Raw genomic sequence first — 12,701 nt, 5'->3', positions numbered from 1 at the left:
GTCATGAACCGATGGGGATGCGACAGTTTTTGCGAGAGCCTGGCTCGCCGGCACTTTCTGCGGGTGGGGTCTCTGAGCCTGGTGGGGATCCACCTGGGCCAGTATCTCGAAATGAAGGGCCTGATGGCTGCTTCGGGTGTCAAGGCCTCCCCGGCCAAGGCCCAGGCCTGTATCCTGCTCCTGCTGGAAGGGGGGCCCAGCCAGGTCGACACCTGGGATCCGAAACCCAGCAGCGGTTTCCGGCCCATCGGCACCAACGTGCCCGGAATCCAGGTTTCCGAGATCCTGCCTCGGATGGCCCGCCACATGGACAAGCTGTCCATCATTCGCTCCATGACCCACGAGGAAGTGGACCATCCCCTGGGCCGGGAGTACATCACCAGCGGTCACCGCCCGGCCCCGGCCATGGAGTTTGCCAGCGTGGGGTCCATCATTGCCAGGGAGCTGGGGCCTCGCAACGACATTCCTCCCTACGTGCTGGGCGCGCCCCACCTCACCCAGAGCTACTATGGAGCGTCTTCCCTGGGAGCCGCCTACAATCCTCTGGTGGTCCCCGATCCCAGCAAGAAGGACTTCAAGCTCAAGGACCTCACCCTTCCCAAATCCATCACCGAGAAGCGGATCGAGGATCGCCGCGGCTTTCTGCAAGTGGTGGACGGCCTCTACCGCCGCAAGGAAGTCCTGACGGAAGCGGCGGCGCGGGAGACCTTTCGGGACAAGGCCATGGAGATGATCCTGTCTCCGGCCATGAAGAGGGCCTTCGATCTCTCTCAGGAGTCGGAGACGACCAAGGACGCCTACGGCCGCTACGGATTCGGTCAGAGCGCCCTGCTGGCCCGGCGCCTGGTGGAAGCCGGCTCCCGCTTCGTCACCGCGGCCGGCTACAACCTGGACAGCGGCTGGGACACCCACGGCCGGGGATCGGGAGGAGAGAACGACAAGAAGCTGCGGGCCCTGCTGTGCCCCACTCTGGACCAGACCCTGACGGCTCTTCTGGTGGACCTGGAGCAGCGCGGGCTGTTGGAATCCACCATCGTGATGGCCATGGGCGAGTTCGGCCGCACGCCTGAGATCAACCCCATCAACGGCCGCGACCACTGGCCCTTCTGCTGGTCCATGGTCCTGGGCGGAGGGGGATTGCAGGGGGGGCAGGTCATCGGAGCCAGCGACGAGAGGGGTGGATACGTGGCCGAGCGTCCCATCTCCGTGGGAGACGTCTTCGCCACCATCTACAAGGCCATGGGCATCGACTGGACCAAGGAATACATGACCCCGGTGGGCCGGCCCGTCAAGATCGCCAACTCCTTCGACGACACCACCGGCCGGCCGATCGAAGAGCTGATATAGCGCGACCGCGCCTCAGTCGAAGATCGACAGGCTGGGGACAAGAGATACCCACGAAGAAACCGATTCTGGAGGCACATTATGGCTCGAATACGTCATCTGGCTCTCCGCTGCCGCGACATGGAGGAATCCCGTCGCTTCTACGAGAGTGTCTTCGGGTGGCAGTTTATCGGCTATAGGCCCAGCCGCCTGGGCATGGACCTGACCGACGGCGTCACCAACATCACCCTGATCCAACAGCCCGCCGACTGCGATCGACCCCGCATCGAGGAAGGCGACGAGTATATGCACTTCGGCGTCATGGTGGAAGACCTGGAGGCCGCCTGGCAGCGTTGCCGCCAATGGGGCGCCGAGGCCTCCAAGACCGTCAAGGAGCGCATCGATCTGGACCGCCGCCGGCTGCCCGATCGCGCCTTCAAGATCGAAGACCCCGACGGCAACGTGGTGGACGTGACCGCCGCCAAGGACGAATGGCGGGGAGTCAAGTTTTAGCCAATCTCTACAATCGAGGGAATAAGGTGACAACCATGCCGGATGCTTCAGCAGCGGGACTGTCGGGTTCCTCTCCCCAACCGCTATCCGCGGGCGGCCGCTACCTGATCGTGGTGACGGCCTTTCTGGGCTGGATGTTCGCCGGGGTGCAGATGTCCATCACCGCCCTGGCCATGCGTTCGGCGGCCATCGACCTGCTTCAGTCGACCAACGAGGCGCTGGTTGGAAAGTGGTTCGCCTGGTATGTGTGCGCCTTTCTCTTCGGCGCCGCCGCGGGGGGCTGGCTCTTTGGCCGGTTGGGAGACCGGTTCGGCCGTGTCAGGGCCATGGGGTGGAGCATTCTGTGCCTCTCCATTTTTTCCGGCTTGGCATGGTGGGCTCAAAGTCCCTTCGAGTTGCTGGTCATACGGTTTTTGACCTGCCTGGGCATCGGGGGCATGTGGCCCAATGGCGTGGCCATTGTCTCGGAGGCCTGGTCCGATCTCTCACGACCGATCCTGGCGGGCATCATGGGGACGGCGGCCAACGTGGGCCTGCTCCTGATGGCCTGGACCGCCACGGGAGTTGAAATCACCCCGGACACCTGGCGCTGGGTGATGGTGGTGGGGGCGGCGCCCGTCGTCTTGGGGCTGTTCGTTCTGGCCGCGGTTCCGGAGTCGCCCCGCTGGTTGGCGCAACGACGGGCTCCGCTGCCCGACCCGGGAAAGCCGTCCAAAGCCACCGCCGAGGTCTTCCGGCCGCCTCTGCGACGGTTGACCCTGATCGGTATCGCATTGGGGACCGTTCCGTTGCTGGGGGGGTGGGGCGCCTCCAACTGGATGATCCCCTGGGCCGGCGAGGCCGGCGCCGCCGCCGATCCGCCCGACCCTCACCTGAAAGCCTGGGTTCAGTTTTGCCGATCGCTGACAGGGACGATCGGAAGCCTCCTGGGGGGCGTCATCGCCAGCCTGGTGGGCCGGCATCGCACCTATTTGCTGATGAGTCTGGGAGCTCTATTTTCCAGCCAGTACATGTTCTGGCTGCTGACTCCCACCGATGATACTTTTCTGATTTGGGCTTCGGTCCTGGGATTCTTCTCCGGGGTCTACTTCGGATGGTTGCCGCTGTTCCTGCCCGAGCTTTTTCCCACCGCGGCCCGTTCCACCGGCGCCGGGGTCAGCTTCAATTTCGGTCGCATCCTGACGGCGGTAGCCGTTTTGTTGGCCGGATGGCTGATTGCTCACTTCGACGGGGACTATGCCCGCATCGGAAGGGTGACCAGTTTCATCTACGGGGTCGGAGTCGTCGTGATCTTGTTTGCGCCCAAGAGTTCCGACCACAGGTTGCAGGATTGAGCGGCGGGATGCGGGGAGAAGGTAGAGGCATAGAGGGCGCCGCCGGCCGGCGTCAACGGAGATACAGGACTATGAAAACGATTACTCGTCGCAGGATCCTGTCCTACTCGCTGGGCGGATCGGCCGCTCTGGGGGTGATGGGCACTCTGGCAATCCGGTCCGGATCCGGCTCGCCCAACGAGAAGGTGAATGTGGCCGTGATCGGCATCAACGGCATGGGCCACTTTCACGTCAGGACCCTGGCCAACCGGACCGATGCCCACATTGTGGCCCTCTGCGACGTGGACCCGGCGGTTCTGCAGAAGGCTACGGAGACGGTCAAGGATGCAAAAGGCCAGACGCCCAAGCTGGAAAGCGACTTCCGCAACGTTTTGGCCGACTCCTCTATCGACGCCATCGTCATCGCCACTCCCCACCACTGGCACGCCCCCATGGCCCTGAGGGCCATGAAGGCCGGCAAGGACGTCTATGTCGAAAAGGCCGCCAGCCACGTCTTTCGGGAGGGTCAGCTGCTGGTCGAGGCGGAACGGAAATACAATCGAATCTTTCAGCACGGAACCCAGATGCGGGCCAGCCCGCTGCTGGCCCGGGCCGGCGAGATCCTGGCTGCCGGGACCCTGGGCGAGGTCAAGACGACCAAGGCCTGGAACGTGCAGCGGCAGATCGAGCGCCCGATGGCGCCGGATGGGCCGGTTCCCGAGGGAGTCGACTACGAGATGTGGCTGGGTCCGGCCCCCCGCCGCCCCTTCAACCCCAATCGATTCCATCGCAACTGGAGACTCTTCCGCGACTACAGCAACGGAGACATCGGCGACGACGGGGCCCACGATCTGGACCTTGCCCGCTGGGCGCTGGGCGTCGACACTCACCCCGAGCGCATCACCGCCCATGGAAGCCAAATCGACCTGGCAGGGGCGCGGGAGTATCCGGACAACATGATGGTGGCCTACCAGTATGGTCAGGGAAAGGTGCTCCTCTACGAGGAACGCCTCTGGACGCCCTATGGGCTCCATGGTTATGACAGCGGCAACACCTTCTACGGGACCGAGGGGTACATGGTGCTCTCGCGGCGAGGATATTTTCAGGTCTACATGGGCAAGAAAGAGCACAAGGGAGAGGGCATGAAGGAAGGGAGCCTGGCCGAGACCGGTCGCCAGAACATGGCCCAGTTTCTCCAGTGCGTGCGCGACCGCTCCCGCCCCACCGCTCCCGCTCGGGAAGCCCACCTTTCCTGCGCCCTGATCCACCTGGGGGAGATTGCCTACCGGCTTTCACAGGTGCTGCATTTCAACCCGGAGAGCGAGCGCTTCTCCAACAATGCCCGGGCCGACGCCATGTTGACCAAGGACTACCGGGAACCCTGGAGCGTGGAAGGGCTGTAGTCCGGGGATCCCCTTCTGCAAGGAGAGATGAGATGAAACGAAGAGAATTCCTGACCACCATCGAACGCGCCGGCCTGGGTGTGGCCGCCGGTGCTCTATTGACCGGCGGGGCCGGCCAGGCCCGGGCCGCCTCGGCACCCGGTGGGTCCTCGGGACCGCCTGGGAAGACCGCCACCGGACACCGCTTCCGACTGGCCATGTACATTCCCGAGTTGAGGCTGCCCTTTGACGAGGAGTTGGCCCAGGCCAAAGAGATCGGGGTGGACCATGTCTGGTTCAACCGTCTGCTCAACGAGACCGAGATAGCCCAGATGAGCGACGCAGCCGCCGACCGCATGGCCCAGAGGGTGGAGCGGCAGGGCCTTGAGATCTTTCTGCTCAACGCCGGCAATCCCTTCAAGCACATTCACCTGACCGATCTGGATCTCAAGACCATGGCGGATCACCAGGGGTTCAAGAAGGACTTCAACCACCTGGTTCGCTCCATGCAGATCGCCTCCCGCATCGGCGTGGGCGCCGTGGGCGCCTTCACCTTCGCCTGGCCGGGCGAGTACTCCAGCGGCAAGCCCACCTGGCCCATGCGCTGGCTCACCCGGGGCGGAGTCATCGCCGAAGTGGACATGGAGAAGCTGGTGAAGGCCTTCACCCTGGTGGCGGAGGAGGCCGAGCGCTACCAGGTGGACGTGGCCCTCTCCATGATGCCCTGGAACTACACCAACACCACCGGCAACTTCCGCAGCCTGGTGGAACGGGTGGGCTCCCGCCGACTCACGGTGATGTGGGGGCCGGCCGACTGCTGGAACTGCGGCGAGTGGGACGTGGCCACCGCCGGCTTCAGCAACATTCGGCCCTATCTCCACGGGCTCCACCTCAAGGACCTGCACGTGATCGACGGCCACAAGCTCAAATTCGAATACCGGCCCCTGGGCGACGGCGACGTGGACTACCTCACCATCCTGCGCGGCATGCGCGACCACGGCTGTGACGTCTTCCTCTCCCTGGCCACCCACTTCCGCCCCCCCAGCGGTTCCCGCGTAGAGGCCATGAAGATCAACTACCGCAACCTGAACGAGATGATTCGCAAGGTGGAAGCGGAGGTGTGAAATGCAAGTCAAGCGGAGTGTTCAAGCGCTACTTGACCGTCTACCCGACGACTGTAGTCTGGACGACGTGCAGTACCACTTGTATGTCTTGCAATCCATTGAGCGCGGCCAGGCCGACGCCAAAGGCGGACGGACGATATCTCACCAAGAGGTAGTCAGAGAGCTTCGCAAGAAATGGTTGGTCAACAGCGCCGGGTAACCTGGACCGAAGCAGGGTGTTCGGCGCTGGACGAAGCCCTTTCCTATCAATTTCGATGGCTGAGCGGAAATCTAGAGTGGTATACTGAACTTGATTGAATTCTAACTTGCGCAAGTGTAAATCACTAGTTGCGGTGATCAAGAGCTTCAAGCATAAGGGATTGGAGAAATTCTTCACCAGCGGCAGCGCAGCTGGTATTCAGCCAACCCACAAAGCGCGAATTGAGGAGCGATTGCAGGCGCTTCACACCGCGTTCAGCATCAACGATATGAACATTCCAGGTTGGCGTCTTCACCCGCTAAAGGGCGACAGGGAGGGACAGTGGGCTATCCATGTGAGTGGCAACTGGCGTGTCGTATTCGAGTTTTCGGACGGTGACGCCTATGCTGTCAACTACGAGGACTATCACTAATGAGCATTCAGCAACATAACCCCATGCATCCAGGAGTGTTCATCAAGCGGGTTTACCTGGAGCCCTTTGACATCAGCGCAAAGGAACTCGCCTACAAATTGCAGGTCAGTGAATCCGTAATGAGCCGTATTATCAACGGCAAGGGCAGTGTGACGCCAACTATGGCGCTCAAGCTGTCCAAAGTCATTGGCCGGTCTCCGGAGAGTTGGCTGTTGATGCAAGACAACCATGATTTATGGGCGGCGCGGCAAGAGGTCGACCTCAGTGCGTTCAAAGCGCTTGAATTTGCGTAGCCGGCGTGACGACAGGTAGTTGTGCTTTCCCAAGGAGGAACTCTGTTGAGACCACTCACCCGACGCACCTTTTTATCCCGGTCGGCCCGAGGGGCCGCCCTGGGCGCGCTAGGCCCTGTGTTGGCGACCGGTCGCGCCTGGTCCGCCAATGACCGCCTGGGGATGGCCGTCATCGGACTGCGGGGGATCGGTTTCAGCCATCTGAAGCGCATCCTGGCGCGGCCCGATACGGACTGCCTGGCGGTCTGCGACGTGGACGTGAAGTTCCGAGAGCGCGCCGCCGAAACCGTCAAGCAGGCCACCGGGCGCAAGCCCAAGGTGGTGGTCGACTTTCGCCATCTGCTGGACGACCCCGCCATCGATGCCATGGTGATCGCCACCCCTCACCACTGGCATGCTCCCATAGCGGTTCGGGCGCTGCGGGCGGGCAAGGATCTCTACGTGGAGAAACCGGCCAGCCACGTGTTTCGGGAGGGACGGGTAATACTGGACACGGCCAGGAAGCACGGCCGCATCGTGCAGCAAGGCACCCAGATGCGCTCAAGCCCGGTGACGCTCAAGGCCGGTGAGCTGTTGAAGGCGGGGGTGATCGGGGAAGTCAAGATGTCCAAGGCCTGGAACCTGCAGCGCCACAGGCATCGCACTCCGGTTCCGGACGGCCCGGTCCCGCCCGGGGTCGACTACGACCTGTGGTTGGGCCCGGCTCCCAAGCGGCCCTTTAACGCCAACCGCTTTCACAACTATTGGCAGTGGCACCGGGACTACGGCAACGGCGACATCGGCAACGACGGCAGCCACGACCTGGACATGGCCCGTTTCGGGCTGAATCCCAAGGGCCTGCCCATCAGGATCACTGCCCACGGCAGCCGCATCGACCTGAAAGGATTGCGGGAATACCCCGACAACATGATGGTGGCCTTCCAATATCCGGACGACAAGGTGCTGCTCTACGAGGACCGCGGCTGGACGCCCTACGGCCGCTACGGCTTCGACAGCGGCAATGCCTTCTACGGCACCGAAGGCTTCATGGTGTTTTCCCGGCGGGGCTATTTTCAGGTCTACCTGGGCAAGAAGGAGGAAAAGGGTCCGGGCATGCGCGGCGGCATCGGCAAGGAGGAGCACTTTGCCAATTTCGTGGACTGCGTGCGTTCGCGCAAGCAGCCCAACGCCTCGGCCGAGGTGGCCCATCTCTCCTGCGCACTCAGCCATCTGGGCGACATCGCCTACCTGACCCAACGGGTGCTTCACCTTGATCCGAAGACCGAAACCATTCTCAACGACCCCGAAGCCAACGCCATGCTGACCAAGGAGTATCGGGAGCCTTGGTCGGTGTGAGGACCGGGTTGTCCGAATCATGAGACAAGGCTCCACTCGCTGCAATGGCCTTCATGAAAGAGATCAACGCAACGGATGCCAAGAACCGCTTCAGCAAATTGCTGGACGCCGTGCAGTGTGCGCCTGTGAGGGTGACCCGGAAAGGTCGTTCGGTCGCCGTGATGATGTCAGTGCAACACTATGAGCGGCTTCGCGGCGCTGCCTGGGAGCGTTCGACAGTGACTATGGACACCCTGGGCTAGGAGGCATCCGGCAACGGCTTAACCGGGACCGAGCTCGAAGCGCTACTGGCCGATGAAAGCTGAGCGCGCTGTTCTCGATTCGAATCGCTATTGGCAAGAATCCAATTTCTCCAGACTCAGGCAGGTTTTGGGACTGTGACGCTGAGGTGTCGTCATGAAGATGCTGATTTATCCAGCGGTTGAAGCGGAACGGCTCCAAAAGATCGTGGAGGCCGCCGGGCCCATGTCGGTGGTGAACGCCGACGGGGAGGAGGCGGCCCTGCGGGAGATCGCCGACGCCGACGCCTTTTTCGGAAAGCTCACGCCGCCGCTGCTGGCGGCTGCAGGGCGTTTGAGTTGGGTACAGTCTCCCACCGCCAGCCTGGAGCACTACATGTTCCCGGCGCTGGTGGACCACCCCTGCCGGCTCACCAACATGCGCGGGATCTATGCCGACGTCATTGCCGACCACGTCTTCGGCTACATCATCTGCTTCGCCCGCAATTTCCCCCTGTACATTCGGCAGCAGCTCCGCTCTCACTGGGAAGCGGCGGGCGGGGAGGCCGAACGCTCGGGTTTTGTCCTGGGACCCTCGAGCGTCAGCGGCATGGACCGCGCCCACCGGCATCTTCCGGATTCGACCCTGGGAATCGTCGGTCTGGGTAGCATCGGCTCCGAAATCGCCCGGCGAGGACTGGCCTTCGGGATGCGGGTGCTTGCCGTGGATCCCCAGCAACAGCAGGCCCCGGATGGGGTGGAGGCCCTGTGGAGGCCGGACCGCCTGCCCGACCTGCTCTCCGCCAGCGATTTCGTGGTGGTTGCGGCCCCGCACACGCCGGAGACCGAAAAGCTGTTCCGCCGGCCTCTCTTTCGACAGATGAAGCCGGACGCCTACTTCATCAACATCGGCCGTGGGATGATTGTGGACCTGGCAGACCTGACCGATGCGCTGCAAGCGGGCGAGATCGCGGGCGCCGGACTGGATGTCTTCGAGACTGAGCCCCTTCCCCCGGACCATCCGCTCTGGAAGATGGACAACGTGATCGTCACGCCGCACGTGGCTGCGGCCACTCCCAGAATCGCCGAGCGCCACCTAGGAGTTCTACTGGACAACGTGCGCCGTTTCGCCGCCGGCAAACCCCTGCGCAACCTGGTTGATAAGGCCAGGTGGTATTAGGGCCGCCGAGAGCCGGGATCTCTTGAGAAGCCGCCACTGCTTGGTGTTGTTTTGGAGAGGCGCTGCGTTCCGGGACCCGGCTCTTAATTCGCCGCGTACGCGGCTACGGTAGCGCGGGATCAGACGACCCCGGGCTTCCACCCGGGGCTACCCTAAGCCGCAGCTACGCTGCTCGATAAGGATGGCTTGTAGTAAGCGTTTCCTTGGCTAACCACGTCAACCGCAGCTTCGCAGCTCTCCCCTAACCCACAACGCTGCAGGGGGACAGGGTTGTTTGAAATATTGGAATAGCGGGCACCAGCCTGGGGTTCCAAAAAAGCCGCGAAGGCGGCGGCAGTAATTTCCGTGGTGTTTGCCTGATCTTATGCCGAACAAAAAACCGAACCTACCGACTACAGCGCACCGTGCGCGGCTGTTTCGAATCGGCTGCGACCAGGCTGTTCGAATTCCGCGAGAGCTCGAATTGAACGCAGACGAAGTGCGGATTAGCAGGGAAGGGGATTGTCTGGTCGTCGTGCCTGTTCAAAAACGTCCCAAACTTGCCGACGTCTTGTCCCGTTTGAGGCCCTTGGACGAGGACTTCCCGAATATCGCAGACCCGGCTACCAAGCCCCAAGATCTCCTCTGAGGTGTCCCGACTACTATTTGCCCTCTTCACTCCATCCAGGGTTCCAGGAACGTCGCGCTGCGGCGGGCGGCTTCGGCCACCGACATGATGCCCGCGAAGGCCTGGTGCACGGTGACGAAGCCCCGGTATTGGACGTCCGCCAGGCCCTGGAAGACCTCGTCGAAGTCGATCCCTCCCGATTCCCACAGGCCGATGTGGTCCAGTCGGACCGGGCCTCGGTTCCAGGTCCGGACCATCCCCTCTCCCTCGGGATTGAGGCGGTGGTTCTGGACGTAGACGTTGAATAGGTGTGGTCCCAGCCTTTTTATGGTCTCCCGGCCGTAATCCTCTCCCGCGATCATCCAGTTGGCGGGTTCGTAGATGATCCCGAAGTTGGGCCGGTCCACCTTCTCCAGCACTTGAAGGGAGCCCTCCACGGTCTCGAACAGGCTGGAGCAGTGGGACTGGTGGGCCAGGCGGATGCCGCGCTCGGCAGCGATGTCGGAGGCTTTCCGGGCCCAGGGAATGTCTTCTTCCTTCTTCATGCAGATCCGGATCAGGTCGGCTCCAAAGGTTTCCGCCAGGTCCAGGTAGGGCGCGATGTCGCGCAGGCCGGCCGGACCCAGCTCGTCGTTGCGGGGCACGGCGAAGTCTCCGGTAACCATGGAGACCGTGAGGCCGGCCTTCCCGATCCGGCGGCTCATGTCGGCTACTTGTTCGGGCGGCGAATGGATGCCTGCCTGGGAGGCCCGCATGCAGAGGGCCCGATACCCGTGGTTCCGGGCCAGGTCAATGAGTTCCGCCAGGTTCAACGAGGCCTCTTCCTTGTTGGAAAAGCTCTCCGCAACCCGGGCCGACAGCGATAGTTTCATGCGAGCCTCCTTGTCTTCCGCCTGTCCGGATGGCGTCTCGCCGCCGCCTCCCCCGGAGGCGCAGCTCCAGCCTGCTCCCAGCAGCATCAGGTGGGCTGAAGTCCGAAGGAAATCCCGGCGGTCAGGTGGATTGCCGTACATCCATAGTTCCCGAGTGTCCTGTCTCATGCTTCGACCTCAGCAACGGGGTTGTGTCTAAAGGCAGCGGCAGAGTAATATTCGCGCCAGCGACGCCGGGCGTCAAGTCCGACCTGAAGGACACCCATGCCACCCATGACGGGATCCCGCTATTTCGCCAAGGCCATGCAGGCCTATGAAGTCACCCACGTCTTTCTGGTCCCCACCATCCTGACGCCGGCCCTGGCTGAAATGGAAGACCTCGATATCGTGCGGGTCACGGCCCATAGCGAGAAGGCGGCCGTCTACATGGCCGACGGCTACGCTCGAATCTCGGGCAAGCCCGGGGTGGCCATGGCCCAGACCATCGGCGCGGCCAACCTGGCGGCAGGCCTGCGGGACCCCTATCTGGCCGGCGTCCCAGTCATTGCCGTCACCGGTGGCCGGCTTCCCGAGAGCAAGCACCGCGGCGTCTACCAGGAAGTGGATGATTTTCCACTGTTCGAGCCCCTGAGCAAGTTCAATGTTCAGGTGGATCTGCCCCAGCGCCTGCCCGACCTGCTCCGCCAGGCCTTCCGGGAAGCCACCACAGGATGTCCGGCTCCGGTTCACCTGGAGCTCGGGGGGAACTTCGGGCAGGCTATCGAGGGAGAGGCGGACCTGGATCCCGTCTTCGAGTCCCGGTTCGCTCGATTTCCGGCCATCCGCCCGCGACCGGAGCCCGACAGCCTGCGGCAGGCGGCCGACCTGTTGAGTCGCAGTCGTCGGCCGGTCATCGTTGCCGGAGGCGGTGTCACCCTTTCGGGCGCTCAGGCTGAAGTGAGACAGTTGGCGGAAAAACTCTCCATCCCGGTGGCGACCTCGCTGAACGCCAAGGGGACCCTTCCGGAGAACCACTCCCTGTCCATCGGCGTGGTGGGCTCCTATTCGCGCGCCTGCGCCAACCGGCTGGTGGCCGAGGCCGACCTGGTTTTCTTCATCGGCAGCCGCACCGGGGGGCAGGTCACCAACAGTTGGCGCATCCCGCCCAAGGGGACTCGGGTCCTTCAACTGGACATCGAGCCCGGAGAACTGGGCCGCAACTATCCCAACCTCTGCAGCTTGTGGGGCGACGCCAAGGTCGGGCTGCAGGAGTTGAATGCCGCCCTGGCCTCCCGGCCGCCCGACTCCGGGTGGCTCTCGCGGGTGGAGCAGGTAGTGGCCGAATGGCGTTCGGAGGTGGCTCCCCTGCGTTCGTCGCCGGCGGTGCCCATGCGCCCGGAGCGCCTCTGCAAGGAGATACAATCGGCCTTGCCCGAGGACGCGATCCTGGTCTCGGATACCGGCCACTCGGGGATCTGGTCCGGAACCCACATCGAGTTGCACCACCCCGGTCAGACCTACATCCGGGCTGCCGGATCCTTGGGCTGGGGCCTGCCGGCGGCCATCGGGGCCAAGTGCGCCGCGCCCCAACGACCGGTGGTCTGCTTCACCGGAGACGGTGGTTTCTACTACCACCTGTCCGAGTTGGAGACGGCCCTCCGTTACGGCATCCATCCCGTGATCGTGGTGAACGACAATCGTTCTCTCAATCAGGAGACCGAGATATTCGCCAGCGCCTACGGAGGGGTGCAGCGCCAGGGGTTGGAGATGTGGCAGTTCAGGGACCTGAACATCGCCGCCATGGCCGAGTCCCTGGGTTGCCGGGGCATCCGGGTAGAGCAGCCCGAGGGGGTCGTCCCGGCTCTGGAGGAGGCCCTGCAGGCCGACTGTCCGGTGGTGCTGGATGCGGTCACCGACATGGAGGCTCTGGCTCCCGATCCCTGGGGGTGAG

The 12,701-nt window shown here is 63.2% G+C and carries 14 protein-coding genes; 13 read left to right on the top strand and 1 reads right to left on the bottom strand.

Going from position 1 to position 12,701, the window contains the following annotated elements; translation table 11 throughout:
* The first annotated feature begins 3 nt into the window (after positions 1–3).
* From OXI69_09970 to OXI69_09915, 12 genes are all read left to right on the top strand, one after another.
* Positions 4–1,347 (top strand): DUF1501 domain-containing protein, encoded by a 1,344-nt coding sequence (locus OXI69_09970; GenBank protein MDE2666468.1) that lies wholly within the window; start codon positions 4–6, stop codon positions 1,345–1,347.
* A 78-nt stretch (positions 1,348–1,425) separates the two neighbouring features.
* Positions 1,426–1,836: a VOC family protein gene (locus OXI69_09965; protein ID MDE2666467.1), complete on the top strand. Its 411-nt coding sequence runs from the start codon at positions 1,426–1,428 to the stop codon at positions 1,834–1,836.
* Between the two features lie 35 nt (positions 1,837–1,871).
* The gene (locus tag OXI69_09960; protein MDE2666466.1) at positions 1,872–3,170 is read left to right on the top strand and encodes an MFS transporter; all 1,299 of its coding nucleotides are present in this window, start codon (positions 1,872–1,874) and stop codon (positions 3,168–3,170) included.
* Between the two features lie 71 nt (positions 3,171–3,241).
* On the top strand, positions 3,242–4,552 hold the full coding sequence (locus OXI69_09955; GenBank protein ID MDE2666465.1) for a Gfo/Idh/MocA family oxidoreductase: 1,311 nt from the start codon (positions 3,242–3,244) through the stop codon (positions 4,550–4,552).
* A gap of 32 nt (positions 4,553–4,584) precedes the next feature.
* The gene (locus tag OXI69_09950; protein ID MDE2666464.1) at positions 4,585–5,655 is read left to right on the top strand and encodes a TIM barrel protein; all 1,071 of its coding nucleotides are present in this window, start codon (positions 4,585–4,587) and stop codon (positions 5,653–5,655) included.
* A gap of 1 nt (position 5,656) precedes the next feature.
* On the top strand, positions 5,657–5,854 hold the full coding sequence (locus OXI69_09945; GenBank protein MDE2666463.1) for a hypothetical protein: 198 nt from the start codon (positions 5,657–5,659) through the stop codon (positions 5,852–5,854).
* 133 nt (positions 5,855–5,987) lie between these two features.
* The gene (locus OXI69_09940; protein MDE2666462.1) at positions 5,988–6,266 is read left to right on the top strand and encodes a type II toxin-antitoxin system RelE/ParE family toxin; all 279 of its coding nucleotides are present in this window, start codon (positions 5,988–5,990) and stop codon (positions 6,264–6,266) included.
* A gap of 5 nt (positions 6,267–6,271) precedes the next feature.
* A complete protein-coding gene (locus tag OXI69_09935; protein ID MDE2666461.1) occupies positions 6,272–6,559 on the top strand; it encodes a HigA family addiction module antitoxin in 288 nt (95 codons plus the stop codon).
* A gap of 45 nt (positions 6,560–6,604) precedes the next feature.
* Positions 6,605–7,894, top strand: a complete 1,290-nt coding sequence (locus OXI69_09930) for a Gfo/Idh/MocA family oxidoreductase (GenBank protein MDE2666460.1) — start codon at positions 6,605–6,607, stop codon at positions 7,892–7,894.
* A gap of 53 nt (positions 7,895–7,947) precedes the next feature.
* Complete coding sequence (locus OXI69_09925) at positions 7,948–8,136, top strand: type II toxin-antitoxin system Phd/YefM family antitoxin (GenBank protein ID MDE2666459.1); 189 nt, start codon at positions 7,948–7,950, stop codon at positions 8,134–8,136.
* A gap of 154 nt (positions 8,137–8,290) precedes the next feature.
* Positions 8,291–9,292 (top strand): D-2-hydroxyacid dehydrogenase, encoded by a 1,002-nt coding sequence (locus OXI69_09920; protein ID MDE2666458.1) that lies wholly within the window; start codon positions 8,291–8,293, stop codon positions 9,290–9,292.
* A 364-nt stretch (positions 9,293–9,656) separates the two neighbouring features.
* Positions 9,657–9,920 carry an AbrB/MazE/SpoVT family DNA-binding domain-containing protein gene (locus OXI69_09915; GenBank protein MDE2666457.1) on the top strand — a complete coding sequence of 88 codons (264 nt, stop codon included), beginning with the start codon at positions 9,657–9,659 and terminating at the stop codon, positions 9,918–9,920.
* Between the two features lie 26 nt (positions 9,921–9,946).
* Here the strand turns inward: OXI69_09915 and OXI69_09910 are convergent, their stop codons facing one another.
* Positions 9,947–10,939 carry a sugar phosphate isomerase/epimerase gene (locus tag OXI69_09910; protein MDE2666456.1) on the bottom strand — a complete coding sequence of 331 codons (993 nt, stop codon included), beginning with the start codon at positions 10,937–10,939 and terminating at the stop codon, positions 9,947–9,949.
* Between the two features lie 96 nt (positions 10,940–11,035).
* Here OXI69_09910 and OXI69_09905 point away from each other — a divergent pair, with 96 nt between their 5' ends.
* Positions 11,036–12,700: a thiamine pyrophosphate-binding protein gene (locus OXI69_09905; protein ID MDE2666455.1), complete on the top strand. Its 1,665-nt coding sequence runs from the start codon at positions 11,036–11,038 to the stop codon at positions 12,698–12,700.
* The last annotated feature ends 1 nt before the right edge of the window (position 12,701 follow it).

The organism is Acidobacteriota bacterium (assembly GCA_028875575.1).
Lineage (GTDB): Bacteria > Acidobacteriota > Terriglobia > Versatilivoradales > Versatilivoraceae > Versatilivorator.
The sequence above is the reverse complement of the archived record's forward strand: the minus strand, read 5'-3'. Positions and strand labels throughout refer to the sequence as shown.